The sequence below is a fragment of the Alcanivorax sp. REN37 genome, from assembly GCF_041102775.1.
Lineage (GTDB): Bacteria > Pseudomonadota > Gammaproteobacteria > Pseudomonadales > Alcanivoracaceae > Isoalcanivorax > Isoalcanivorax beigongshangi.
Window position 1 is genome coordinate 1,803,790 of sequence record NZ_JBGCUO010000001.1, and the last position, 25,833, is coordinate 1,829,622.

General features: G+C 63.7%; 19 protein-coding genes. 4 read left to right on the forward strand and 15 right to left on the reverse strand.

All coding sequences use genetic code 11. The features are described 5' to 3' along the window. Positions 1–16 precede the first annotated feature (16 nt). The gene (locus tag AB5I84_RS08180) at positions 17–979 is read left to right on the forward strand and encodes an alpha/beta fold hydrolase (protein ID WP_369455362.1); all 963 of its coding nucleotides are present in this window, start codon (positions 17–19) and stop codon (positions 977–979) included. Positions 980–1,093: 114 nt separating this feature from the next. On the opposite strand, the gene AB5I84_RS08185 is transcribed toward AB5I84_RS08180, so the two are convergent. The 3 genes from AB5I84_RS08185 to AB5I84_RS08195 all read right to left on the reverse strand — a co-directional run bounded on the left by AB5I84_RS08185 (position 1,094) and on the right by AB5I84_RS08195 (position 7,751). After that, positions 1,094–3,826 carry an ATP-binding protein gene (locus AB5I84_RS08185; RefSeq protein WP_369455363.1) on the reverse strand — a complete coding sequence of 911 codons (2,733 nt, stop codon included), beginning with the start codon at positions 3,824–3,826 and terminating at the stop codon, positions 1,094–1,096. 73 nt (positions 3,827–3,899) lie between these two features. Next, on the reverse strand, positions 3,900–4,535 hold the full coding sequence (locus AB5I84_RS08190; protein WP_369455364.1) for a response regulator: 636 nt from the start codon (positions 4,533–4,535) through the stop codon (positions 3,900–3,902). Positions 4,536–4,571: 36 nt separating this feature from the next. Next, positions 4,572–7,751: a hybrid sensor histidine kinase/response regulator gene (locus tag AB5I84_RS08195; RefSeq protein ID WP_369455365.1), complete on the reverse strand. Its 3,180-nt coding sequence runs from the start codon at positions 7,749–7,751 to the stop codon at positions 4,572–4,574. Positions 7,752–8,016: 265 nt separating this feature from the next. Here AB5I84_RS08195 and AB5I84_RS08200 point away from each other — a divergent pair, with 265 nt between their 5' ends. Further along, positions 8,017–8,190, forward strand: a complete 174-nt coding sequence (locus AB5I84_RS08200) for a hypothetical protein (RefSeq protein ID WP_369455366.1) — start codon at positions 8,017–8,019, stop codon at positions 8,188–8,190. Positions 8,191–8,372: 182 nt separating this feature from the next. Here AB5I84_RS08200 and AB5I84_RS08205 read toward each other — a convergent pair whose 3' ends face one another. Both AB5I84_RS08205 and AB5I84_RS08210 read right to left on the reverse strand, forming a co-directional pair. Further along, positions 8,373–9,536 carry an acyl-CoA dehydrogenase gene (locus AB5I84_RS08205; RefSeq protein WP_369455367.1) on the reverse strand — a complete coding sequence of 388 codons (1,164 nt, stop codon included), beginning with the start codon at positions 9,534–9,536 and terminating at the stop codon, positions 8,373–8,375. A 2-nt stretch (positions 9,537–9,538) separates the two neighbouring features. Continuing rightward, positions 9,539–10,744 carry a 3-oxoadipyl-CoA thiolase gene (locus AB5I84_RS08210; protein ID WP_369455368.1) on the reverse strand — a complete coding sequence of 402 codons (1,206 nt, stop codon included), beginning with the start codon at positions 10,742–10,744 and terminating at the stop codon, positions 9,539–9,541. A 210-nt stretch (positions 10,745–10,954) separates the two neighbouring features. Between AB5I84_RS08210 and AB5I84_RS08215 the strand changes: the two genes are divergently transcribed. Together AB5I84_RS08215 and AB5I84_RS08220 are read left to right on the forward strand one after the other, a co-directional pair. Then, entirely contained in the window at positions 10,955–12,109 is a 1,155-nt protein-coding gene (locus AB5I84_RS08215) for an acyl-CoA dehydrogenase family protein (protein ID WP_369455369.1), read from the forward strand. 4 nt (positions 12,110–12,113) lie between these two features. Further along, positions 12,114–13,544, forward strand: a complete 1,431-nt coding sequence (locus AB5I84_RS08220; protein ID WP_369455370.1) for a hypothetical protein — start codon at positions 12,114–12,116, stop codon at positions 13,542–13,544. A gap of 51 nt (positions 13,545–13,595) precedes the next feature. Here AB5I84_RS08220 and AB5I84_RS08225 read toward each other — a convergent pair whose 3' ends face one another. The 10 genes from AB5I84_RS08225 to AB5I84_RS08270 all read right to left on the reverse strand — a co-directional run bounded on the left by AB5I84_RS08225 (position 13,596) and on the right by AB5I84_RS08270 (position 25,597). Continuing rightward, on the reverse strand, positions 13,596–14,528 hold the full coding sequence (locus tag AB5I84_RS08225) for a ketopantoate reductase family protein (protein WP_369455371.1): 933 nt from the start codon (positions 14,526–14,528) through the stop codon (positions 13,596–13,598). A gap of 64 nt (positions 14,529–14,592) precedes the next feature. Next, the gene (locus tag AB5I84_RS08230; protein ID WP_369455372.1) at positions 14,593–15,744 is read right to left on the reverse strand and encodes an acyl-CoA dehydrogenase family protein; all 1,152 of its coding nucleotides are present in this window, start codon (positions 15,742–15,744) and stop codon (positions 14,593–14,595) included. A gap of 2 nt (positions 15,745–15,746) precedes the next feature. Then, positions 15,747–16,925 carry an acyl-CoA dehydrogenase family protein gene (locus AB5I84_RS08235; protein WP_369455373.1) on the reverse strand — a complete coding sequence of 393 codons (1,179 nt, stop codon included), beginning with the start codon at positions 16,923–16,925 and terminating at the stop codon, positions 15,747–15,749. A gap of 55 nt (positions 16,926–16,980) precedes the next feature. Further along, the gene (locus AB5I84_RS08240) at positions 16,981–19,065 is read right to left on the reverse strand and encodes a 3-hydroxyacyl-CoA dehydrogenase NAD-binding domain-containing protein (RefSeq protein ID WP_369455374.1); all 2,085 of its coding nucleotides are present in this window, start codon (positions 19,063–19,065) and stop codon (positions 16,981–16,983) included. 158 nt (positions 19,066–19,223) lie between these two features. After that, positions 19,224–20,408 carry an ABC transporter substrate-binding protein gene (locus AB5I84_RS08245; protein ID WP_369455375.1) on the reverse strand — a complete coding sequence of 395 codons (1,185 nt, stop codon included), beginning with the start codon at positions 20,406–20,408 and terminating at the stop codon, positions 19,224–19,226. 32 nt (positions 20,409–20,440) lie between these two features. Continuing rightward, positions 20,441–21,148, reverse strand: coding sequence for an ABC transporter ATP-binding protein (locus AB5I84_RS08250; protein ID WP_369455376.1), 708 nt, complete (start codon positions 21,146–21,148; stop codon positions 20,441–20,443). Further along, positions 21,135–21,884: an ABC transporter ATP-binding protein gene (locus AB5I84_RS08255; RefSeq protein WP_369455377.1), complete on the reverse strand. Its 750-nt coding sequence runs from the start codon at positions 21,882–21,884 to the stop codon at positions 21,135–21,137. The genes AB5I84_RS08250 and AB5I84_RS08255 overlap by 14 nt, the downstream gene beginning before the upstream one ends. A 10-nt stretch (positions 21,885–21,894) precedes the next feature. Continuing rightward, positions 21,895–22,902, reverse strand: a complete 1,008-nt coding sequence (locus AB5I84_RS08260) for a branched-chain amino acid ABC transporter permease (RefSeq protein WP_369455378.1) — start codon at positions 22,900–22,902, stop codon at positions 21,895–21,897. Next, positions 22,902–23,765: a branched-chain amino acid ABC transporter permease gene (locus tag AB5I84_RS08265; RefSeq protein ID WP_369455379.1), complete on the reverse strand. Its 864-nt coding sequence runs from the start codon at positions 23,763–23,765 to the stop codon at positions 22,902–22,904. The genes AB5I84_RS08260 and AB5I84_RS08265 overlap by 1 nt, the downstream gene beginning before the upstream one ends. Before the next feature lie 164 nt (positions 23,766–23,929). Next, complete coding sequence (locus AB5I84_RS08270) at positions 23,930–25,597, reverse strand: long-chain fatty acid--CoA ligase (RefSeq protein ID WP_369455380.1); 1,668 nt, start codon at positions 25,595–25,597, stop codon at positions 23,930–23,932. Between the last annotated feature and the right edge of the window lie 236 nt (positions 25,598–25,833).

Genomic DNA, 25,833 nt, shown 5'->3' on the forward strand with positions numbered 1-25,833 from the left:
TCAGGAGCTTGCTGTCATGACGACGTCGACGACGCCGCCCGCTGTCCCCTTCTTCATCGACGCCCCCGGCGGCCATCGTGTCTGCGTGCGCTTGTGGACCAGCAACGGCGCAGCGCGCGGTATCGTGCACTGGTGTCACGGCATGGCCGAGCATGGCGGCCGTTATGAAGCGCTGGCCGCAGCGCTGAACAGTGCCGGCTGGCACCTGTGTGTCCATGACCATCGCGGCCACGGCGGCTCGATCAGTGACAGCGCGCCGCTGGGACATTTCGGTGACCGTGAAGGCTGGGATGCAGTGCTCAGCGACGTGCAGCGGGTACGCGATCACCTGGCGCCGCGCTTCCCCGGCCTGCCCTATGTGCTCGGTGGCCACAGCATGGGCAGCTTTGTGGCGCTCGCCTATGCCGAACGCTGCGGCCACGACCGCGCCCCGCAGGCGCTGGTGCTGTGCGGCAGCAACCACGACACCGCGCTGCGCTACCGGTTGGCACTGCTGCCGATCAGCTGGGCCCGCTGGCGTGCCGGCGCGCGCGGCAGCAGCCCTCTGATCAGCAAACTGACTTTCGATACTTGGGCGCGCAGCATTCACCCGCGCCGCACCGAATTCGATTGGCTCAGCACCGACCCCGCGACCGTGGATGCCTATCTGGCCGACCCGCTGTGCGGCTTCGATTGCAGCACCCAGCTGTGGCATGACCTGCTCAGCGCGCTGGTGACGGTGCACAGCCCGGCCGGGCTAGCGCGGTTGCCGTCATCACTGCCGATCTGGTTGATGGGGGGCCGTGGCGATCCCATGAGCCGCCATGGCAAAGGTATGGTCGCCCTGGCTCGCCACTTGCGCCGCGCCGGTGCCGAACAGGTGACCCTGACTCAATACGACGGCCGCCACGAAATATTGAATGACCACTGCCAGCAGGAAGCCCGTGGCGACCTGCTGCAGTGGTTGGGCAAAGTGCCCAATTCCACCACCGAGCGCTGAGGCCAGCGCCGATGGCGGCGGTCCACGGCAACCGCTTCTGCGGCGGCTGCCGTCAGCCCCCCGGCTTCAACCTGTCCGCGCCCCGGCCAGCGCCGGGGCTATCGTTGTTGCCGTTCACGATTGCGCCCGCAGCGCGTCCGCCAACAACCGCGCCAATTGCGGGATCGACAGCGGCCGCGCCAGCAGCGCAGTCATGCTCGGGTGTGGCATTCCGTTGTGGTGGCGCTCCTGGAGCAACGCAGTGACACCATAGATGGGTTGCTGGAAGCCCTGCTGGCGCAACTGTTGGGCCAGCGTATAGCCGTCCATTTCCGGCATGTTGATGTCGGTGAGCACCACGTCCAACTGATGGCGCGCCGCCAGCGCCAACGCTTGGGCGCCGCTGTCGGCGATCAGCGCTTGGCAACCGAGCTGCGCCAATTGCTCACGCAGTACTTGGCGGTTGAGCGGGTTGTCATCCACCACCAGCACCCGCGCCGGAACCTGCGGCAACTCCGCCGGCAGGCTGGGTGCCGGCAGGCTCCACGGTCGCTCCAGGGCCTGGCGCACGCCATCAAGATCGTAGGCGCTGCAATAACGCAGCCAGGATGACGCTGGCTGCGATGGCCACTGCCCGAGTGGGCGCATCACTACCTGGCGGCCGGACCACACTGGGGTGCGCGCGGCCGGCGGCCACGCCTGCAACAGGACCGCCCCGGCCGCATCCGGATCGATGCCCACATCCGGGTGGTACGGTGATGCACGCAGCCCCCAACGCTGCAACCAGCTACACAGGTTCACCACCATTTCCTGTGCCTGGCCGCTGACAAACACCCGCCCCCAGCGCGGCCGCGGTGGCGAAGCGCTGGCTTGGCAAACCAAGCTGATCTCCAGCGTGATGCTGGTGCCCAGCCCAAGCTCGCTGGTCACCGACAGCTGCGCATCCATCAGCGCTGCCAGCCGTTTGCAGATGAACAGACCCAGGCCGCTGCCGCTGTACGCCGCCATGGCGCCGCTACTGTCATCGCCGTCATCGCGGCTATAACGCACGAACAAGCGATCGCGCAGCGCCGGCGACATACCACGGCCAGTATCCGCCAGTTGGAATTGCAGCCGCACCTGCTCGCCCGCATCTGCCACGGCAGTCAGTCGCAGCACCACCTGCCCGGACTCGGTGAACTTGATCGCGTTATTCATCACGTTATTGAGGATCTGACGCAGCCGCAGTTCGTCGCCCAGCACGGCATCCGGGACCTCTGCGTCGACCAGGCTGTACAACCGCAGCCCCTTCGACAGCGCCAGATCGGAGTAGCTGGCCACCACCGCTTCCACCAGATGGCGTGGCGAGAACGACTGTGTCTTGAGCACATCCTCACCGGCTTCCATACGGCACAGATCGAGGGTTTGGTTGATGGTGCGCAGCAAGAACGTGGAGGTATTTTCCAGTGTGCGTAATTGCTGCTGCTGGGCCTGATTGAGCGAGGTGGTGCCGAGCAGCTCAAGTGTGGCCATCAGCCCAAATAGCGGCGTGCGGATCTCGTGGCTCATCACCGCCACGAACTCTGCCATGGCAGCACTGGCGGCATCGGCGCTGCGCTTGGCATCGCGCAACGATGCCTCCACCGCTTTCATGGCGGAAATGTCATGTGCCGCACACAGCACGGTGTCGATGCCGCGATAGCGTAGCGGCACCAACTCCAAGTGCACCGCGCTGCCATCCGCCAGTTCGCGCTCGAACTCGCCGCCGGCGCTGTCCAGCGCTTGCTGGAGCCAGTGCCCATCGTCGTGTGCCAGCCAGCGCTCCGCCTGCGGGTTGCTGAGCAGCACACTGCCGTCATCACGGCGCAGCAAGCACAGCCCCACTGGCGAGGATTCAATAATGGTGCGCGTGAAACGCTGGCTTTCCTGCAGCGCTGCCTGCTGCTGTAGCGCCGGCCGGATAATGCGCCCCCGCAGTACTACCAGCCCCACGATCACCAGCGCACATAGCGCCAGCACCGTGGCCAGCACCGGCGTTACCGGCAATGCGCCCAACGCCAACAAATCGCCGATGCGCACGTAATAAATCACCCGCCAGCCGCCTTCACCGATGCATTTGTTGAGCGCCAGGTAACGCGGCCACAGGCCCTGCCACACCACGCGGAAATCATCCCCGTGCACGCCTTCCATACGTCCACTGAGGTCCTCGGTTTCGGCAAGAAAGTCACCATTTTTGAGAATCGCCCGGCGCAGCGGGTTTACCAGCAGGTAGTTGGGCGAGTATGCCTGCGGCTGGTGCAACGCCTGCCGCAGCGCTGCGCTGCTCACTTCCATACCCAGCCAGCCGGCACCGCTGTCCGCGGCCGCCAGGGGCGTGTAAAGCCACAACCGGTGCTGCGGATCGTTGGGAGCGCTGAGCCAAAGGATCACTGGCAGGCCGTCCGCCTGCCGGGGCGACGCGACCTGTTCCAAGATGCTCACCACCCACTCACCCAGCGGCGCCGGCAATGGCGCGCCGTCGCCATCCAAGTAGTGACTGGCGCCGGTGCCAGCAGCGGTGTGCAGCGGACGCAGGCCCAGAGAGGAGAGGTAATCCTGCTCCGGTTCGCTCAATGACAAGTGGTCGATATTGCTGAGTCCGCCGGCTTCGGCGGACAGCTTGGCAGCCACCCAGCGCAGCACCACTTCCCGGCGATCAAAGTAAAGTTGGGTATCGAACGCTGCGGCGTTCATGCCACGCCGATAATCAGACACCACGCTGTTGGCGGCGCTGTAGAAGTACAGCGCGCCGCCGATCAGGATGCTGACCAACACCGCCGCTGCTGCCGCCACCAGGAAGGCGAGTGACAGCTGCGGCACGCGTGGAGTCTGCAATGTGGTAGGTGCCATTGGGGAGCTCATGCCCCAAGGCTAATGGCGTGCCTGCCCGGTAGGGGTCAGACGATTCCCAAACCGTGCTGACTCAGGAAAACAGCTCGCGGCGCAGGCAAAATGAGATCAGCTCTTGGTCAGTGTCCAGGTTCAGTTTGCGCATCGCCGAACGCTTCTGATTGCTCACCGTCTTGATGCTGCGGTGCAGTTCACCGGCCACCTGCTTGAGCGACTGGCCGCCGACGAACAGCCGCAGCACTTCCATTTCCCGTGGCGATAGCGTGGTCACTGGGTCTTCGCGATGACTGGCGCGTGGCGCTTGCTGCAAGCTTGGGTGGGTATAAGTGTGGCCGAGGCTGATGCGCTGCAACGCGGTGGGCAATGCATTCATGTTGTCGGACTTGAGCACCACGCCGGCGACGCCGGCCTGGTAGAGGGATTCGAGGATCATCGGGTTCGACACCATGGTCACCACCAGCACCTTGGTGTCGGGGAAATGGCGGATCAGGTAATCGATGAACTTGAGGCCATCACCGTACTGCTCATCACCGGGCATGGAAAAATCGGTGATGGCGATGTCTGGCTGCTGTGCCTGCACCAGCGCCACCAGCTCTGACGGGGTGGTGGCGGTGCCGACCACATCAAATACGAAGTCGCGGTCGAACATGTCACTGAGCCCGGCCAACACCAATGGATGATCATCGGCAAATACGATTTTCTTCTTCATCCCGGTTCCTCTTCCCTGTTCCGTCGGCACTCGTTGTTATTGGGGCAGTCCGGTGTGGACCACGTCATTGATCAGGGCCACCAGTGCCTGCAGTGCAGTCCAATCCGGCGTGCCATGATCTTCAAAGCTCTGGCGCACCTGCTCCACCTCGGCGGCCAGACGGCTCTGCCCCACCGCCAGCAAGCCACCATGGATTCGGTGCAGCCGCTGCTGGGCGGTGTCGCTATCCTGTTGCGCCGCGGCGTCAGCCAATACCCCGGCGTCGGCCAGCATGCAATCGCGGAATAACGTGCGGTTCTTGTCCGCAATGCGGACCAGCTCAGCCAAGGCGGCCGCACGCACTTCGGCGTCGGCGCCGCCGTCGTGCGGCAATGGCGCCGCCGCCGGCGCGATGTCAGGCCGCTCGGTTGCGGCCGGCGCCTCGGGCACCACGCGCTGCAAGCAGCGACGCAGCGTGTGCAGGTCAATCGGTTTCACCAACCAAGCATCCATACCCGCCGCCGCGCAGCGGCGGTGCTCATCACGCATGGCATTGGCGGTCACACCGATGATCGGCAGCTCGGCACCACGCTCACGCAGTGCTTGGGTCAGTCCGTAGCCATTCAGGTGCGGCATGTTGACGTCAGTGAGCACCACATCGAACCGCTCTGGCGCCCACTGGCGCAGTGCCTCGCGACCGTCATCCACCACCACTACCCGGCAACCGAGCTGCTGCAGCTGGTCACGCAGCGTGGCCTGGTTGATCGGATTGTCTTCCGCTACCAGCACCCGCAGGCCCAGCTCGGCGGCGGGCGTCAGCACCACCGATGTGGTTTCGGCCCGCTGCAGCCGCAGTAATCCTTCTGCCAACTCCTCGGCGCCATAGCCCGGCAGCACATCGACACCGTCGCCGACGTCGTGCCACAGCGGCCCCGCCTGCACCACCCGGCCGGCACCCGCTGGCGGCGCATTGCCGCTGCCCAGCACCTCAACAAAGAACTCCGCCGCGCATGGTGTTTCGGTGTCGGTAGCGGCCAGCGCCGTGGCGTCGGCCCCCCACTGGCGCAGCCATTGACAGACATTGCGCGTCAATTCGGCGTGCGGACTGCGCAGCACTAGACTGAGCCCGGCCAGCGCTGGCACCGGCGCCGGCGAGCAGTCCCCCGCTGCCAGGGTCAGCGCCAGGGTGAAACTGCTGCCCAACCCCAGCTCGCTGGTGACCTGGATCTCGCCGCCCATCAGCTGCGCCAAGCTGTGGCAAATGCTGAGCCCTAGGCCGGTGCCGGAATGCGGTGTGTCGCCTTGGTCGGCCTGGAAAAACGGCACGAACAGCTGCGCTTGATCAGCGCTGGAAATGCCGCTGCCGCTATCAGCCACTTGGAAGCGCAGCGCCCAGCGGCCGTCGGCGGTCGGCTCGCAATACAGCCGCGCAATGATTTGCCCGGAGCCGGTAAATTTGAGCGCGTTGCTGAGCAGATTGTTGAGCACTTGGCGGATGCGCCCTGCATCGCCCAACAACCATTCCGGCACCGCCGGGTCGATGCAAGCAAACAGCAGCAGCCCTTTGCGTGCCGCCGCCGCCGCGTATTGGTCAGCACAGCCCTGCAGCAACTGCCGAGCATTGAACGCTTCTTCGTGCAGTGCCATCTGCCCGGCTTCGATTTTGGTGAAATCGAGCACATCGCTGATCTGCTGCATCAACTGCGCCGAGGCGTGCTCCAGACGCCGCAAATGATGGCGTTCGCCCTCGCCCAACGGCGCCATCGCCAGCAGTTCCAGGGTGCCCATGATGCCGTACAGCGGCGTGCGCACCTCATGACTGACTGCCGCCAAGAAACGGGTCTTGGCAACATTGGCACTGTCCGCCTCCTGCCGCGCCCGCTCCAGCTCCTGCTCGTACAGCACCCGCGAGCTGATATCGACAAAAGTGCAGAGCACCACCGGCTGCTGTTGATAGCGGGTGGGCGCATAGACCACCTGCACATAGCGCTCACCAAGCTGCAACGGTTCCGACTTGCCGGGCCCGTTCGCGCCGAGAATTGCCGCCGGCAGCACACCCGGCGCCAGCAACTCGCCCGGCGACAATGGCTGCTGCCCCAGCCATTGCTGGGCCAGCGCGTTGCAAAACACCAAGCGCCCTTCGCCACGGGTCACCACGCACAGCCCCACCGGCGCGGTATCCAGCAGCGTGCGATTGAAGGCTTCACTTTCCACCAACTCTTGGTGAGCTAGCCGCGCCGGTTCCAACACCCGGCGCCGATGCCAACGCAGATACAGCGCCGCCGCCCCGCTCACCACCACCAGCAGCAGCAATGCCAGCAACGGTAACCGCGGATTAGCATGCAAGAAGGTGCCATAACTAATGCGATAGACGCCGCGCCAACCCCCGTCGTGATCCTCCAGCGCCAGCACGATGCCGTCCCACCCCAATGTGAGTGCGCCCCGGGTGGACGGTCGCGCGCCGTGCCCGATAACAGTGGTGCCCTCTGCGGTCTGCAACCACAACTGGTCGTACAGGGGGGTTTCTGACACGTTCTGGAACAGGCTGGTGCGCGCCAGGCTGAACGTCGACACCGCGTACAACGGCGCTGCGTCGCCACGCTGCCCGGCCAGAGGCACGATGCCGGCCACCGCATCAGGCAGGGCCGCCAGCGGCAGCCAGCGCACCGCGTCCCCCGGCGCGGTGTGCAGCTGCTGCTGCAGCTCCGTCACCACTGCGTCCAGCACCGACGGCGTGTACAGCGCATCACGGTTGCGCCAGTCGAATCCGGGCACCAGCACCACCTGCGGCGTGCGGCCATCCAACAGCAACGTGGTGACGCCGGGGTAATAAGAGCGCGACCAATGGCTGAGGTACAACGCCGACACCGCCTCGCCCCAGGCTGCCAGGCCCGCCGCGCTGCCCGTGCAGGCGCCCGGTTCTACACACAGCAGCGCATAGGGCGCGTCATCGCTGGCCGGCTCACGCATCGGGCTGTCGCCACGCTGGGCCGGCGGCGCCCACGACGGCTCGCTGCTGCGTTGCTGCAAGCTGGCCAAGTAGTTGTTCTGGGAGTTCAGGTAGGTAGTGAGGGCAAAAAAATCGAGGCCAATTTTGTCCTCAGTCTGTTCGAGCAGTCGGGCGCCGCCGAGAAACAGCACCAGAGCCAACGCCAGCAGCAACGGCACTACCGCGAACGCCACGCCGTGCAGCCACTTCGAGGCCTGCAGGATGTTGTGAAACGGCTGGGAATACATGGGGAGTCCGGGTTCCTGCGCGGGAATGGAAAGACCGTGTCTGCACGCATAGTAACCAACCCGAGCGCCTAACAACATGCGTTGCGTCAAGCGCTCTCTGGCCATGCACCGGAGGTGACGGCAGTGCCTTTGAGAGTTGTCCCAATCTGCCCAGCGCCACCAGCGCCGATACTGGGTCGCGCGACCAGGCACGGCCAATCCGGTTAGCGGTCGCGCGCCGCGGTTTCGGGGGGTACCGCACACCATGCAAAACAGGACCGCTTTGATGGACGCCGCGCGTCGGCAAGAACGGTGGTTATGGCAGACGCTGGCAACGTTGGTGCTGCTGCTGTGGATCACACCGCAGCATGGGTTGCCGGAGCGCGCCGATTACTTACCCACAGCGGGCAACGATCTGGCCAACCAGATGGGCCGATATGGATTGGAGGCACTGCCATGAATGGACGTTGGACGCTCTGGCTATTAGTGCTGCTGCTGGGGCTGTGCCCGGTGTGGGTGGAGGCTGTCAGCGCACAGCGGCCGCCGTCGCAGAGCGCGTCGCCGCGCGGCTGACGCCGTTAACAACACCGCCCCGGCAGGCGAAGCCATACCGGGGCGGTGACCGCGTCTTTCAATGGTCAATCAGAACGCGGCGAGACCAGTCTGCGCACGGCCGAGGATCAGCGCGTGTACATCATGGGTGCCTTCGTAGGTGTTAACCGCTTCCAAGTTCATCACATGGCGGATCACATGGTATTCGTCGCTGATGCCGTTGCCGCCGTGCATGTCGCGGGCTTGGCGAGCAATGTCGAGCGCCTTGCCGCAGTTGTTGCGCTTCAGCAGTGACACCATCTCCGGCGACCAGTCGCCGCTGTCCATCAAGCGGCCCAGTTGCAGGCAGCTGTGCAGCCCGAGAGTGATTTCGGTCTGCATGTCGGCCAGCTTCTTCTGCACCAATTGGGTGGCCGCCAGCGGCCGACCGAATTGCTTACGGTCGAGCGTGTACTGACGCGCCGCGTGCCAGCAGAACTCCGCCGCGCCGAGCGCGCCCCAAGCAATACCGTAACGGGCTTTGTTAAGGCAGGAGAAGGGGCCTTTGAGGCCGTCCACTGCCAGCCGGTTGGCGTCTGGTACGAACACGTTGTCGAGATGGATCTGACCGGTGATCGAAGCACGCAGTGAGAACTTGCCTTCAATGGTGGGGGTGCTGAAGCCTTCCGCGCCGCGCTCCACCACAAAACCGGTGATGACGCCATCGAGCTTGGCCCACACCACTGCTACATCAGCGATCGGGGCGTTGGTGATCCAGGTCTTAGCGCCGCTGAGGCGATAACCGCCGTCCACTTTCTCGGCGCGAGTGACCATGCTGCCCGGATCGGAGCCGTGATCCGGCTCAGTCAGACCAAAGCAACCGACGTACTCGCCGCTGGCCAGTTTTGGTAGCAAGCGCTGTTTCAGTTCTTCGCTGCCAAAGCTCTCGATCGGGAACATCACCAACGACGACTGCACGCTCATGGCCGAGCGGTAGCCGGAATCGACGCGCTCCACTTCCCGCGCCACCAGCCCGTAGCAGACGTGGTTCACACCGGCACCGCCGTATTCCACCGCCACAGTGGCCCCCAGCAGGCCTTGCTCGCCCATCTCGTTCATGATCTCGCGATCGAACTGCTCGTGACGGTTGGCCTGCAATACCCGTGTCATCAGCCGGCTCTGGCAGTAGTCGTGGGCGGCATCGCGCACCAGACGCTCATCTTCGGTCAGCGCGCGGTCCAGCCGCAGGGGGTCATCCCAAACAAAAGGGGTCATGCTCATTCACTCCGCTCGATCACCAGGGCAATGCCTTGGCCAACACCAATACACAGACTCACCAGCGCATAGCGGCCACCGCTGCGCTCCAGTTGCCGCACCGCCGTCAGCACCAACCGAATGCCAGAGGCACCCAGTGGATGGCCGACCGCAATCGCGCCGCCGTTAGGATTCAGACGCGGGTCATCGAAGGCAAGCCCCAGTTGCTTGGCACAGCCGAGCACCTGGGCGGCGAAGGCTTCGTTGATTTCGATCACGTCCATATCGGCCAGCGTCAGGCCGGCACGCGCCAGCGCTTTGGTGGACGCCTCCACCGGGCCGAGGCCCATCAGCCGCGGCGCGACACCAGCCACCGCACCAGCCAGCAGCCGGGCACGCGGTTTGACGCCCGCACGCTCGCCAGCGGCGCGCGAGCCGATGATCAACGCCCCGGCACCGTCGTTAACGCCAGAGGCGTTGCCGGCGGTGATGACATCGCCGGCAACGATCGGCTTCAGGCGCGACAGCGCTTCGACATCGGTGCCCGCACGCGGATGCTCATCCGCACTGATGTCTTTCGGCGGCTGCTTGCGGCCCTGCGGCACCGACACTGGCAGGATCTCATCGACAAAGAAGCCGGCGGCACGCGCCGCCTCGTAGTGGGCTTGCGAGCGCGCGGCGAAGGCATCGGCGTCGGCGCGGCTGATACCCAGCTCGGTGGCCACGTTCTGCGCGGTCTCCGGCATGGTATCGGCGCCGAACTCGGCTTCAATGCGCGGGTTGGGGAAGCGCGCGCCGATGGTGGAATCGAACATCTTCAGGTCGCGGCTGAAGGCGCTTTCTGCTTTTGCCATCACGAACGGCGCGCGGCTCATGCTCTCGGTACCGGCGGCAATCACCAGCTCGCCCTCACCGACGCTGACCATGCGCGCTGCATCGAGAGTGGCGGCCAAGCCACTGCCGCACAGGCGGTTGACGGTCTGCCCAGCCACCGTCACCGGCAGGCCGGCCAGCAGACCCGCGTGGCGCGCCACGTTGCGCGCGTCTTCACCAGCTTGGTTGGTGTTGCCGGCAATCACGTCCTCATAGAGGTCTGCGGCAAAGGCGTTGCGTGCCACCAACGCACGGATCACCTCGGCCAACAGGTCGTCCGGGCGTACCGGTGCTAAGGCACCGCCGTGGCGACCAAACGGCGTACGCAGGCCGTCGTAGAAATAAGCGTCGAGCATGAAACCTCCAAATGGGTTCGATTCAGGCGGGGCGGAGACGGTGTGACGCAGTGGTCAGCGGGGCAGAAATGCCCTCTTATCGCACCATTGTCCGCTAGGTGAAATATGGTTCCGCAAAACTTGACCGGCAGAATAGACCGTGACAGAGTGCCTTTCAAGCGGCAGCAGTGCTGCCCTCCCGCTTCGTTTTAGACACTTCGGAAAGCCACCATGATTCGTGACCAGGACCTGCTTGATCAGCTGCTGGACACCGTATCCCGCTTCGTGCGCGAACGGTTGATGCCGATCGAACAGCAAGTATCAGAACAAGACAGCATCCCCGACGACATCGTCAACGACATGAAACAGATGGGCCTGTTCGGCCTGTCGATCCCAGAACAATACGGCGGCCTCGGGCTGACCATGGAAGAGGAAGTGCTGGTGGCGTTCGAGCTCGGCCGCACCTCGCCCTGCTTCCGCTCACTGTTCGGCACCAACAACGGCATCGGCGCCCAGGGCATTCTGATCGACGGCACCGAGGAACAGAAACAGAAGTACGTGCCGCAACTGGCCACCGGTGAGGTGATCAGCTCGTTCTGCCTGACCGAGCCGGATGCCGGTTCCGACGCCAGCAGTGTGCGCACCCGCGCCGAACGCGACGGCGACCACTACATCCTCAATGGCACCAAGCGCTTTATCACTAACGGCCCCCATGCCGGCCTGTTCACGGTGATGGCACGCACCGACCAAGACAACAAGGGTGCCGGCGGCATTTCCGCGTTTGTGGTGGAGGGCGACACGCCCGGCATCCTGCGCGGCAAGGCGGACCGTAAAATGGGCCAGCAAGGTACCCATACCTGCGACATCATTTTTGAAAATTGCCGGGTGCCGGCGGCCAACTTGATCGGTCTGAAAGAAGGCCAGGGTTTCAAGACCGCCATGAAAGTGCTCGACCGTGGGCGCCTGCATATTTCCGCGATTTGCGTTGGCGTCGCCGAGCGTCTGATCGACGATGCGCTGCGTTACGCCATGGAGCGCCGTCAGTTCGGCCAGCCGATCGTGGAGCACCAATTGATCCAGGCAATGCTGGCGGATTCGCGGGCGGAAGCCTATGCTGCCCGCTCAATGGTGGTGGACGCAGCGCGCCGCAAAGATGCCGGTCAATCGGTCAGTCTGGAGTCGGCCTGCGCCAAGATGTTCGCCTCCGAAATGGTCGGGCGCGTGGCGGACCGGGCAGTGCAAATCCATGGGGGCAGCGGCTACATGGCCGAGTACGCAGTGGAGCGTTTTTACCGCGACGTGCGCCTGTTCCGCATCTATGAAGGCACCACCCAGATCCAGCAAATTGTCATCGCCCGCAACATGGTGAAAGACGCCGCAGGTTGATGGCTTGAATGCTTCCACACTGGCCCGGCATAGCCGCCGGGCGCTGGATTTTTCGCTGCCGGCCGTGATGGTCGGCACCTATCTTTTCGTGATTGCCGGCAGCCCTGCCGGCGCTTGGCTGGCGCGCCCCGCCTTGCTCGCTTACCTCGCCGTGCAGTGGCCACGGCTGCCGCGCATTGCCCGCATCCTGCTGATCATTTCTGCCTGCCTGGCGCTGGGCGTACTCGGCTTCCATGACGACGGCGTGGCACTGAGCCTGCGCGCCCTCGACAGCGCCTGTTTCCTTGCCACCTTTGTGACCTCGTTGAGCATGTTGCGGGTGGCCGCCCAGCATTCACGGCTGGTGCGTGAGGCCGGTGCTGCGCTGATTCAGCAAAAACCCACCTGGCGCTATCCCATCCTGTCGCTGGGTACCGCGCTGTTCGGCATCATCATCAACGTCGGCGTGCTGGGGTTATTCGGCGCCATGGCGCAGCGCAGCAACACGCTCAAGGCCGCCCACGGCCACGTGGAAATCCAGCAAGCCCGCGAGCGACGCATGATGATGGCGATCTTACGTGGCTTTGCGCTGGCGCCGGTGGTGTCGCCGCTGGGCGTGACCATGGCGGTGGTGCTGGCGTCGATGCCGTACCTGCGCTGGGCCGATCTGGCGCCCGCAGCGATTCCAGTGGGCATGCTGTTCTTCTTGGTCGGCTGGCTGCTGGACTATCTGCAGCGACCACGCCAATTGGCAGTGTTGATGCCCACCGACAAGCCGTCCGCCTCCCTGGCACCGCTGGGGCGTTTTACCCTGCTGGCGGGACTGGTCACCGCATCGGTATTCCTGATCGGAGCGCTGTTTGATCTGCGCTTGCCCGTGGCGGTACTGGTGGCCTGTCCACTGTCTGCTTGGGCATGGCTGGCGATGCAGCGGCGGCGACTTGGCGGTGGCATTGGCTTTGGACGCGCCAGCGGCACACTGGTGCGCCACAGCCGGCTGATTTTCGGCGCTAACCGCAATGAAGTGGCCATGCTCGGCGGCTCTGCCTTTGCCGGGGTGGTGATCACCGCGCTGATCGACCAGCAGGCGCTGGCGCAATGGCTATTGGCCTCTGGTCTGCACGGGGTGTTGGCCGCGGTGGTAGCGATGTTCTTGGTGCTGCTACTGGCGCAGTTTGGTATCAATCCGTTGGTGTCGGTGACACTGGCGGCGTCGCTGTTCCCGGACACCCGCGTGATTGGATTGGAGCCAGTGGTGCTGGCCTGTGCGTTGATGAGCGCGTGGACGTTGGCGGTGATCAGCTCCCCCTTCACCGCATCGCTGACCATTCTCAGCGACATGATCAAGCGCTCGCCCTACGAGGTCGCGTGGCGCTGGAACGGCGTGTTCTTTGTGCTGATGCTGCCGCTGGTGACGCTGTGGCTGTACGGACTGCAGTACTGGCTCACCCGCTGACATAAAAAACGCCGCAATCGCGGCGTTTTTTATGTGCGGCTACGGCAGCGGTCACACTGGTTGCGCCGCAGGCCACTGGCGAATGCGCAGCGCCGTCAGCACCGTTTGCAGGTGTGGCACCGCCAGTTGGTGGCGCGCAGCAATGTCGACGATGTTGCCGAGGATGGCCTGCAGTTCGATCGGCCGGCCGGCCAAGTAATCCAGGGCCATGGAATTGCGGTAACCGGGCATCTTGCGGGTCCCAGCAATCTGCGCATCGATCAGGTTGGGCGGAAAATCGTGGCCTTCGGCGGAGGCCACCGCCAGCACTTCCGCCATCAACGCCCGCACTAAGCTCTCAGCACCTGGCGCATCCAGCATCTGCACCGTGTCGGCTCCGTTGCCCAGCACCGAGAGCGGATTGAATGGCGCGTTCCAGACGCTTTTCAGCCAGCGCTCACGCACCACATTGTCCACTGCCTTAGCGGCGATGCCGCCCTGCTCCAGCGCCTGCGCCAGTGCCGTGACACTGTCGCTGATGCCGCTCGGGTAGCAACCCAGCGACAGATGGCCGTAGGAGTTGTGCACCAGCTCGCCGGGCGCAGTACGGCTGACCCCGACAAAGGCAATGGCGCTGATGAGTTCATGCTGCGGCAGCGCCTCAGCGACGGCGCGCTCGATGTCGAGACCGTTCTGGATCAGCACAATACGGCTGTGCGGCGCCAACCACGGGCGCAGCAATGCGCCGCGGTCGAGGTCATCCAGCACCTTGCTGGTCAGCACCACATAATCCGCAGCGTCGGTCAGCACATCGCCATCGCGGTAGACGCCGTCCGGGCGCCAGGACAAATCGCCCAGCGGACTGTGGGTGAAGGTGAAGCCGTATTCGGCCACCACTTGGTACTCGGAACGCAGCACCACACTCACGCGCCAACCAGCACGTTTGAGGATGGCGCCGTAGAAAGCGCCGATGGCACCGGCGCCGACAATCAATACATGGCTCATGGGCCCTCCTGCAGGGTAGGCAAAAAAAAGGGGTGGCTGACGCCACCCCAAAGTGCTCGCCTACTCAGGCGACGTCATCGTCAACCGCCAGCAGCGCGGACAGCCGCTGCAGGTGGTACTGCTGGTCGCCAAGTTGGTGATCGATCATCACCAAACGCTTGGCGTAATGGGATACCGCGGTCTCGTCCATCATGCCCATGCCGCCGTGCAGCTGGATGGCTTCTTCGGACACCAGACGGCCGGTTTTGCCGATGATCAGCTTGGCCGCCGCCAGGCGACGCTGACGCTCGGCGGCCGGCAGCTCCAAGGAACAGGCCGCGAGGATGGTCATGGAACGGGCTTTTTCCAGTGCCATGCGCATGTCCACCATCCGGTGCTGCAGCGCCTGGAAACGGCCGATAGCGACGCCGAACTGCTGGCGCTCCTTGATGTATTCAAGGGTCTGGTCGCAAGCGACTTCCATCGCGCCACAGGCTTCCGCACACAGCGCCACGATGCCACGCTCAATCGCGGCTTCCAGTGCCGGCAGTGCCGCCCCCTCGTCACCGAGGCGCGCCGCCGCCGCAAGCTGGACATTGTCGAAGCTGATTTCTGCTGCGCGCAGGCCGTCTACGGTGGGGTAGCCACGGCGGCTGACACCCGCGGCATCAGCCGCCACCACAAAGGCAGTCAGACCGGCGGCATCGCCGTCGTCGCCGCTGGTGCGGGCAATCACCACCAGCTGGTCAGCGCTGTCACCGTGCAGCACTACCGCTTTGCTGCCGTTGAGCAGGTAACCGTCGGCGTTGGCCACCGCACGGGTCGTGACTTGGGTGTGGTCGTAGAAGGCCTGGCCTTCGTAGGCCGCCAGCGCAAAGCGCTGCTCGCCGCCGATGATGCTGCCCAGCAACTGCGCTTTCTGTTCGTCGCTGCCAAGGCGGTCGATCACGGTGCCGCTCAGCACTACGGTGGCCAGGTACGGCTCCAGCAGCAGTGCGCGGCCGAAGCCTTCCACCACGACCATCAGTTCTTGGCCGCCGCCGTTGAAGCCACCCAGCTCTTCGCTGAACGGCACACCCAGCAGGCCCAGTTCGGCCAGCTGCTGCCACATTTCGGTGGAGAAGCCGAGGGCGCTGTTGCGGTTCTTTTCGCGGGTCTCGAAGCCGTACGCGTCACGGACCAGACGGCCCACGGTTTCTTCGAGCATGCGTTGCTCGTCGTTGAGTTTGAAGTCCATGGTTACAGCCCCAGAATCGCTTTAGCGATGATGTTTCGCTGAATTTCGTTGGAACCGCCGTAGATCGACAGCTTGCGGTAGTTGAAGTAGCGGTTGGCTACGGCGCCGGCAAACTCCGGCCCCACAGCGTCGTCACCTTCGCTCAGGAACGGCATCGCGTAGGGACCCGCCGCGCGGCGGAACAGATCGGTGATTTCCTGACGCAGCACGGTGCCCATGATCTTCAGGAACGAGCTCTCCGCGCCCGGAACGCCGCCATCCGCTGCCGCCGAAACGGTGCGCAGGTTGGTCATTTCCAGTGCCATCAGCTCGGCTTCCGCATCTGCCAAGCGCGCGCGGAACAGCGGCTCTTCGATCAGCGGACGGCCGTTGACGATCTGCTCGCTGGCCACCGTTTTCAGGTGCGACAGCAGCGACTTAGTCTGGCCGACGCCGGCGATGCCGGTGCGCTCATAGGTGAGCAGGTACTTGGCGCAGGTCCAGCCTTTGTTTTCTTCGCCGACCAGGTTGGCCACCGGCACCCGCACGTCATCGAAGAACACTTCGTTCACTTCGTGCTCGCCGTCCAGCGTGATCAGCGGACGCACGGTGATGCCCGGGGTGTTCATGTCGATCAGCAGGAACGAAATGCCTTCCTGCTTCTTGGCGTTAGGGTCGGTGCGCACCAGGCAGAAGATCATGTCGGCGTGCTGGCCGAGGGTGGTCCAAGTCTTCTGGCCGTTGACCACGTAGTGATCGCCGTCGCGTACCGCGCGGGTTTTGACGCCAGCGAGGTCGGAACCGGCACCCGGCTCGGAGTAGCCCTGGCACCACCACACGTTGGAGGCCAGGATGTCCGGCAGGTACTGCTGCTTCTGCTGTTCGGTGCCGAACTTGATGATCACCGGCGCCACCATCGACACGCCGAATGGCAGCATCGGCGGTGCGTGGTGGGCGGCGCACTCTTCATCGAAGATATGGCGCTCGATCGGGCCCCAGCCAGTACCGCCGTGTTCGGTCGGCCAGTGCACTGCGGCCCAGCCGCGCTGGTGCAGACGCTTCTGCCACAGCACGTGCTCGTCCTTGGTCAGACGGCGGTTGTGTTTGATCTTGGCGGCGATGGTCGCCGGCAGCTGCTCGCGCAGGAAGGCGCGCACTTCGTCACGGAAGGCGAGCTCTTCGGCGGTATATTCCAGATCCATGTCGTTACCTTGCCCGGGTTCAATTGGAGCCCCGCCGCAGCGGGGCCAGTCAGTCTCAGTGGTGGAAGCCGCGACCGGCGTCCACCAGCTCCTTCAGGTAGGCGGACGGGCGCCAGTGCTCTTCGCCGGTCTGCTGGTACAGCTCGCAAATGCGCGCGTAGATCTTGTCCAAGCCCACGGTGTCGGCCCAGAACATGACGCCGCCGCGGTAGACCGGGAAGCCGTAGCCGTAGATCCAGATCACGTCGATATCCAGCGCGCGCATGGCGATGCCTTCTTCGAGGATCTTGGCGCCTTCGTTCACCATCACGTACATGCAGCGCTCAAGGATTTCGTCCTCGCTCACCGCGCGCGGGGTAACCCCTTCCGTGGCGCGGTATGCCGCGATGATAGCGTCCACGTCGGCGGACGGGACTGGCGTACGGTTACCTTTTTCATAGTCAAAAACGCCGGCCTGGGTTTTCTGGCCGCAACGGCCTTTTTCCACCAGATCGTCCATCCAGGTGCGCGGCGCCTTGCTCGGGTCGTCCTTGCGGATTTCCTCGCGAATGCGGTAGCCCACATCCAAGCCAGCCAGATCGGAGGTGGCAAACGGGCCCATCGGGAAGCCGAGGTCGAACAGCACCTTGTCCACCGCCTGCGGGGAGGCGCCCTGCTTCACCAACGCCATCGCTTCGGCTTGGCGGCGGTGCAACATGCGGTTGCCGACGAAGCCGTGGCACACGCCCACCAGCACACCGACTTTGCCGATGCGGCGCGCCAGCGCCATGGTGGTGGCGATGACGTCGTCCGCCGTGGCTTCACCGCGCACGATTTCCAGCAGCTTCATGACGTTGGCCGGGCTGAAGAAATGCAGACCGATCACGTCCTGCGGACGCTGGGTGACGTTGGCAATTTCGTTGACGTCGAGGGTGGAGGTGTTGGTGGCCAGGATCGCGCCCGGCTTGCAGACCTTGTCGAGGGTTTCGAATACGGACTTTTTGATGTCCATGTTTTCGAACACCGCCTCGATCACCACGTCCACCTGCGCCAGGTCGTCGTAGCTCAGCGACGGCGTCAGCAGCGCCATGCGCTGCTCCACCTGCTCGCTGGTCAGGCGGCCTTTCTTGGCGGTGGCTTCGTAGTTGGCACGGATCACCGCAACACCACGGCTGAGGAACTCGTCTTTCACTTCCAGCAAGGTCACCGGGATGCCGGCATTGAGGAAGTTCATGGCGATGCCGCCACCCATGGTGCCGGCGCCGATGATGCCGACGCTGCGCACCTCGCGCTGGGTGGTCTTGGCATCCAGACCCGGCACCTTGGCCACTTCGCGCTCGGCGAAGAACACATGGCGCTGGGCTTTCGATTCGGTGGACGCCATCAGGCCGAGGAACAGCTCACGCTCTTTCTCCAGACCTTGCGCGAACGGCAGCTCAGCGGCCGCCTTCACGGCTTCAATGCATGCGAACGGCGCTTTGAAACCACGTTGCCGATGGGCAATGGACTGCTCGAAATCGCTGAACAGAGTGTCGCTGACCGCCGCCACGCTGGCGTCGCACAGCGGCCGGCGCGGCGCGTTCTCCGCCACTTTGGCGCGCGCGAACTCCAGCGCACCCTGCAGCAAGTCGCCGTCGAGCACCGCATCGAGGATGCCCAGTTTCAACGCCGCAGGGGCTTTCACCGGGTTGCCGCTGACAATCAGCGGCAGCGCCTGCTCGGCGCCGATCAGGCGCGGCAGACGCTGGGTACCACCGGCGCCCGGCAACAGACCAAGTTTCACTTCCGGCAGGCCCACTTGGGCACTGGCCAGGGCGACGCGGTAATCGCAGCCCAACGCCACTTCCAGACCGCCGCCGAGGGCGGTGCCATGAATAGCGGCAATAATGACTTTTTCGCTGCGCTCGTACGCGGCGATCACGTCCGGCAGTGCCGGGCCGGCCGGCGGTTTGCCAAACTCACGGATATCGGCACCAGCTGGGAAGGTCCGGCCTTCGGCCATGACCACCAGCGCTTTGGCGGCGCCATCGGCTTCGCCCTGCGCCAAGCAGGCCAGCAGGCCTTCACGCACACCTTGGCCGAGCGCATTCACCGGCGGGTAGTTGATGGTAACGACACCGATCTCGCCTTCGAGGCGGTAGTGCACCACAGAATCAGTCATTGTTGTCCTCCTTGGGGGCTGGCCGAGCGCAAACCGCTCCAGTATAGGCAAAAGCCCGTCCCGTTCAATTATTTTGAAACCTAATTTCAAAAAACGACAGCATCATCCAAAAATGAAAGTGGGGCGCCGCAGCACCCCACTTGGTCAAGGTCTGACCTTCACTGCTCCGGCAGTGCCTCGCCGTCGAGGATCTGAGCGCGGGTCAGTGCAAACACCTCGCCATCCTTCACGTAAGCAACGCGCGGATCGGTTTGCAGACCACCGTCGTCGTCAATGTGGCTGACGCCGTAGGGGTTGAACGCCGGCGGCAGGCTCACCAGCGCTTTTTGCATGGCGGCACGGATGGCGCGCGGATCGGTCACAGAACCGGCTTCCTTCATTGCCTGCACCGTCAGGTGCACGGAGAAGTAGTGGTAGGAAGACTCGGAGGTGGCATTGCTGTTGTAGGTGGCCTTGTACAGATCGATGAAGCGATGAGAATCTTCGCTGTCGTACAGCTCCAGCGGCGTTACGCCCACTGAACCTTCCAGCGTACCGATACCACCGGCCACCGTGGCCACGTCATTGAGCTTGGCTTGGTCCATCAGAATGAAGCCGCCTTTAAAGCCCAACTCACGAGCCTGGCGCACGACCAAACCGGTGGGCTCGGAGGCACCGCCGATGAACAGCACATCCGGCTTAGCCGCCAGTGCGCGGCTCACGCCGGTGTAGAAATCGGCGGACTTGTTGTAGTCCATCGGGTTGTTGGCCACCACGCTGCCGCCCCGCTCTACCCAGGTCTTCTCAAACGCGGCGCCCCACATCTTGGCGTAGTCATGGGTCGCGTTGGCGATGGCGATCTTCGGCCCGAAGCGGTCCATCGCCAATTTGGCGAACGGTTCCAGGTAGGCGGTGAAAGTCGGCGGAATACGCACGGTCAGGCTGTTGCCCTTCTCGGTCACTTGCGGGATCGAGGTGAAGCCCATGATCAGGAAGTTATCGCGCTCGTTGAACGCCTGCAGTGCGTAGATGCCACCGGAGTGCGGGGTGAAGATCACTGGCGCGCGCTCACGCTGGGCCAAGCGGCGGGCGTTTACGGCAGCTTGGCCAGGGGTGTACTTGTCATCCAGCGCAACGATATTGACGGTGTAGTTCTTGCCGTCCACTTCAAAACCGCCGGCATCGTTAATCTGCTTGGCAGCCAGCTGCATGCCTTTGACAGACTGGTCGCCGTACAGCGCCGCGCCGCCGCTCAGCGGACCGGTGAAACCGATATTCACCTGTGCCGCCTGGGCACCGGTGGCCAACAGCACCGACGCCGCCATGGCAGTCAGGGCGCGCACACATTTTCTACGAATACTCATAGCGCTCTCCACAACTCAAAGAAGACGGGGGATCACCCGCCGATGTAAGCCTTGCGAATGGCGTCGTTGCCGAGCATGGCATCGCGATCGCCTTCCATAACCAGCCGCCCGCCTTCCATTACATAGGCGCGGTCAGCAATCTTCAGCGCTGCGAAGGCGTTCTGTTCCGCCAGCAGCACGGTGGTGCCTTCGTCATTGATCGACTTGATGGTTTCGAACATTTGCTTCACCACCAGTGGTGCCAAACCTAGCGACGGCTCATCCAGCATCAGCAGTCGCGGACGGCTCATCATGGCGCGGCCAATGGCCACCATCTGCTGCTGGCCGCCACTCAAGGAACCGGCGGATTGCTCCGCTTTTTCCTTGAGGATCGGGAACAATGTCAGCACGTGGTCCAGCGTGCGACGCAGGCCGGCGCTGTCGCGGCGGTGCACATAGCCGCCTAGCAACAGGTTGCGCATCACCGACATGTCCGGGAACAGCTTGCGGCCCTCGGCGCACTGCACCAGACCTTCGCTCACCAACCGCGACGGTTTGCGGCCAGTAATGTCTTTGCCGTCGAACTGCAGCGTGCCGCTGGTGGCTTTCACCAACCCGCTGATGGTGTTGAACAGCGTGCTCTTGCCGGCGCCGTTGGCACCCAGCAGCACCACCAGTTCACCGGCAGCGACCTGCATATCGATGTCATCCAGGGCCTTGAAGCTGCCATAATGGGCGCCTACTTTTTCAAGCTTCAGCATCGTCATCGCTCCCCAGGTACGCTTCGATCACCACCGGGTTGTTACGCACTTCATCCGGCGTGCCTTCGGCAATTTTTTCGCCGTGGTCGAGCACCATGATCTTGTCGGCAAGGCTCATGATCATGTCCATTTTGTGCTCAATCAGGCACACGGTGATGCCGTGGTCGACCATCTTGCGGATCAGGCCGGCGAAGCTCTTGGTCTCTTCCGGGTTAACGCCGCCGGCCGGTTCATCCAGCAGCACCATGCGCGGCTCGGTGGCCAGCGCCATGGCGAACGCCACCCGCTTCTTCTCTTCTTGACTGATGTCGGCCGCCAAGCGGTGGCCGATGTGGCCCAGCTCAACGAACTCCAGCACTTCTTCGGCTTTGGCACGGCAGCGGCGCTCTTCGTCCCGCAGCCGGCGGGTGTTGAGCAGCACGTCCAGCAGGTTGGACTGGGTGCGCAGCCGGTGGCCGACGATCAAGTTGTCCAGCACCGTGGCCTGCTCGAACAGGTTGGTGGCCTGGAAAGTGCGGCCAATGCCGAGCCGGGCCACCTTGTCGCTGCGCAGCCCGGTGATGTCTTGGCCGTCGTAGAGAATGGTGCCGGAGGTCGGCGCAATGGCACCGGCCACCAAGTTGAAGAAGGTGCTCTTGCCGGCGCCATTGGGGCCGATGATGGCGTTGACGCCACCTTTGATGAATTCGACGCTGACGTCGTTGACCGCCGCAAGGCCGCCAAATCGTTTGGTCAATCCGGAGATCTTAAGCACGGCGCTGGCCCTCCTCTTTGGCACGGGCTTTGGCGGTCAGCTCGGCCGCGATGCGGCGGTTGCGACGGAACGCGTAGGTACCAACGATGCCCTTCGGCATGAAGATCACCAGCACCACCAACAGCGGGCCGAACACGATCATGCGGAACTCTTCGAGGAACTGCAGCGACTGGGTCATCCAAGTAATCAGCAGCGTGCCCACCAACGGCCCCATCAGCGTGCCGAGGCCACCGACCAGACCGTAAGCGATCATGTCGAAGGTGTGGGTGACATCGGCTTCCGCCGGGCCAATGAAACGCACTGACGAGGCGTACAGCGCACCGGCAAAGGCGGCATACACGGTGGACAGTACGAAGCCGAGCACCTTGTTGCGCATCAGGTTGATGCCCAATGACTGCGCCAAGTCATCGCCCATGCGGATGGCCAGGAAGGTACGGCCCAGCAGCGATTTGCCGATGCGGTGTGCCACCCAGATCCCGAGCATCAGAAATGCCAGCGCCAAGTAGTAGAACGGCACGGTGGCGGAGAAATCGATCCAACCGAAACCTTCTGGCGCCGGAATGTCCATCATGCCGGCAGCGCCGTGGGTCAGCGCTTCCCACTTGTCCAGCAGCAGGTAAACGATGAAGCCCACGCACAAGGTGAAAATGGCGAAGTAGTTTTCTTTCAGCCGCAGCGACACCACGCCCACCACCAAGCCAGACACCACGCCCATCAGACCGGCACCAGCAAAGGCCCACCAGAACGGCCATTGGTGGTCAACGGTGAGGATTGCCAAGGTATAAGCACCGAGCGCGAAGAACGCACCATGACCCAGGTTCAGCTGGCCACAGAAGCCGGTGATGATGTTCAGGCCGTACACCGCTAGCGCCCACACAAATGCGGTGCTGAGCACGTACAGCTGGTAATCGGATTCCGCCAGCCACGGGAATACGAGTGCCACCGCCAGCAGCAGGGCTTTCATCCAGGGCGAGGCGAACAAATCAGAAATGCGTTTCATCAGTTCGCCCTCTTCGCAAACAGACCGGTGGGCTTGATGGACAGGATCACCACCAGCGCCGCAAACGCGATCACGTCTTTGTATTCGTTGGAGATGTAGAAGCCACCGAAGGACTCGGCGAAGCCGATGATCAGCGCGCCGACGATAGCGCCGGGCACGCTGCCCATGCCGCCGAGCACGATGATGACGAAGGCTTTCATGATCAGCAGGTGGCCCATGGCCGGGTACACCAGGTTGATCGGCGCGAACAGCGTCGCCGCCACCGCCGCCAGTGCACCGGAAATTGCGAACGTCAGCAGCGCCACCCGGCGGGTGTCGATCCCCACCAGTGATGCGCCCTCACGGTTCTGCGCCACCGCCACAATGGTGGAGCCGGTCATGGTGCGGGTGAGGAACAAGTGCAGCACCGCCATCAAGCCAAACGCCGCGGCAATAATCAGCAGGCGCTGGGCCGGCATGCTCAGGTTGCCAAGCTGCACTTGCGTATCGAAGGCCACCGGCATGTGGCGGAATTCAGCGCCGAAGTGCCATTGCAGCATCGCCTCGATGAACATCACCAAGCCGATCGCGGCGATTTTGTCATGCAGCGGCGGCGAGTTGCGCAGCGGGTAGAACACCAGCCGTTCACTGAGCATCGCCAGCACGGCCACCGCGACTGCGGCCAGCGCCATGGCCAGCCAATAGTTGCCGGAGTAATCAACCATCACCACATAGGCGACGTAGGCACCCACCGCGTACAAGGCGCCGTGGGCGAAGTTGGGAATGTTGAGCACGCCGTAGACCAGCGTCAGGCCCAACGCCACCAGCCCGTAGATGCTGCCCAGGGTCAGTGCGTTCAGTAGTTGTTGCAGAAACAGATCCAAGACCGTCTCTCCCGGTGGTAAGGCAGGGCGTGAAGTGCGCCGTTGCCGTAGCTTTTCTCAGTTTTTATGGAGCGCGGCGCCCGGCCCGCTTGTGGCAGGCCGGGGTGGGGCCGCTCAAGCGGGCCTGCCGATGGGACCGCCCGCCTCCGCCCCCGGACAGCCTGTTAGGAAGACTGTGCCGGAGCCCACTCTTGTTCCTGCAGCGTGCGCCACAGGATCTTGCCGGTCTGGGAGCGCGGCAGAGCGTCGTAGAACGCGACTTCCTGCGGCACTTTGTAGGCCGCCATCTGCTCCTTACACCAGGCAATGATGTCTTCAGCGGTCACCTGTTCGTGACCGGCCGCCAGCACCACGCAGGCTTTGACACTTTCACCCCGCCGCTCGTGCGGAGTGGAGATGATGCAGTTCTCCTGCACCGCCGGGTGGCGGTAGAGAATCGCTTCCACTTCCGCCGGCCACACCTTGAAGCCCGCGGCGTTGATCATGCGTTTGACGCGATCGACGATGAAGAAGTAGCCCTCTTCGTCGTAGTAGCCCATGTCACCGGTGCGCAGGAACTGCTTGCCTTCAAATTCGATGAAGGTCTTGGCGGTTTCTTCTGGCAGATTCCAGTAACCCTGCATCAGCTGTGGTGACGCGATAATGATTTCGCCGACATCACCGACGCCCAGCTCGGTCAACGTCTCGACATCCACCACCCGCGCATCGACGCCGAAGATCGGCACCCCAAGGCAGTGCGGCTTGGCACGGTGCACCGGGTTAACGTGGGTCGCGGCCATGGTTTCGGACATGCCGTAGCCTTCGATGTAGTCGAGGCCGGTCAGTGCTTTGAGCTTGTCGGAAATCGCCTGCGGCATGGCGGCACCGCCGCCGCCGACATTGTTGAGGCTAGACAGGTCGTAGTTCGCCAGATCCGGATCGGACAGCAGGTCAATCACCATCGCCACGATGTTGCCCCAGCGGGTCACGCGGTAACGCTGGATCAGCGCCGCCGCCACGCGCCGATCCCAACGCGTCATCAGCACGATGGTGGAGCCTTGGTAAATCGGCGCGTTCATCGACGATTGCATGCCAGTGACGTGGAAGTACGGCAGCGTGGCCAGCGTCACTGATTCGCTGTTGCCCTCCATCCACAGCGCCACACCCAGGCACGGCATCATCACTGAACGGTGAGTGTGCATGCAGCCTTTCGGCGCGCCGGTGGTGCCGGAGCTGTACGGCATCACCGCCAAGTCGTCCGGACCCACCAGCAGTTCCGGCGGCGGCAGTTGCTGCGCCAGCGCGTCACTGAATGAGATCACCCCAGCGCCAGACAACGGCTTGCGCGGCGCTTTCACTTCCTCTGGCAGCGTCAGATCGGTCTGCGCCGGCAGGTAATCGCTGTAGGCCGCCACCACCAAATGCTTGAAATCACCGCGGCCGATCATCGGCGCGATGGTATCCACCAGCTCTTGGCCGCACAGGCACAGGCTGGCGCCGGTATCGGAAAGGTAGTGTTCCAGCTCGGCAGCCCGGTTCATCGGGTTCACCGGCACCACCACCGCGTTGGCACGCAGGATGGCGTAGTAGCTGATGATGAACTGCGGCGCATTCTGCATGTACAGCAGCACCCGGTCACCCCGCGCTACGCCCTGCGCCGCCAAATAGCCGGCCAGCGCATCCACTTGCTGCTTCAGCGTGCGGTAGTCGATCACGTAATCGTAGTAGATCACCGCCGGGCGCTCCGGGTAGCGCAGAGCCGAAACAGCCAGGTTGGTGTAGAGGCAGGTCTGGGGCAGTGTCAGCTGCCGCGGCAACTGGGCGGGCCAGACCGCGAGGTGACGATCAAACATTCCGGTTCTCTCCCAAGCGCTGTGCGTCAGGACGACAACGCTGATGATTCGGATTCGTTGTTGTGCAGTGGGCCGCCCAAGCGGCCGGGCTGACAGAAAAGAGCATGGCGGGCGTCAGTGCCGTATCGATGCCATGACGGAAAGAAATCTGACACGCGCTGACCCACAGGTCAACCGCATTTCGAAATACGATTTCAAAATAAAAAGGTGGCTTTGGAACAGTGGCCAGAACGGCA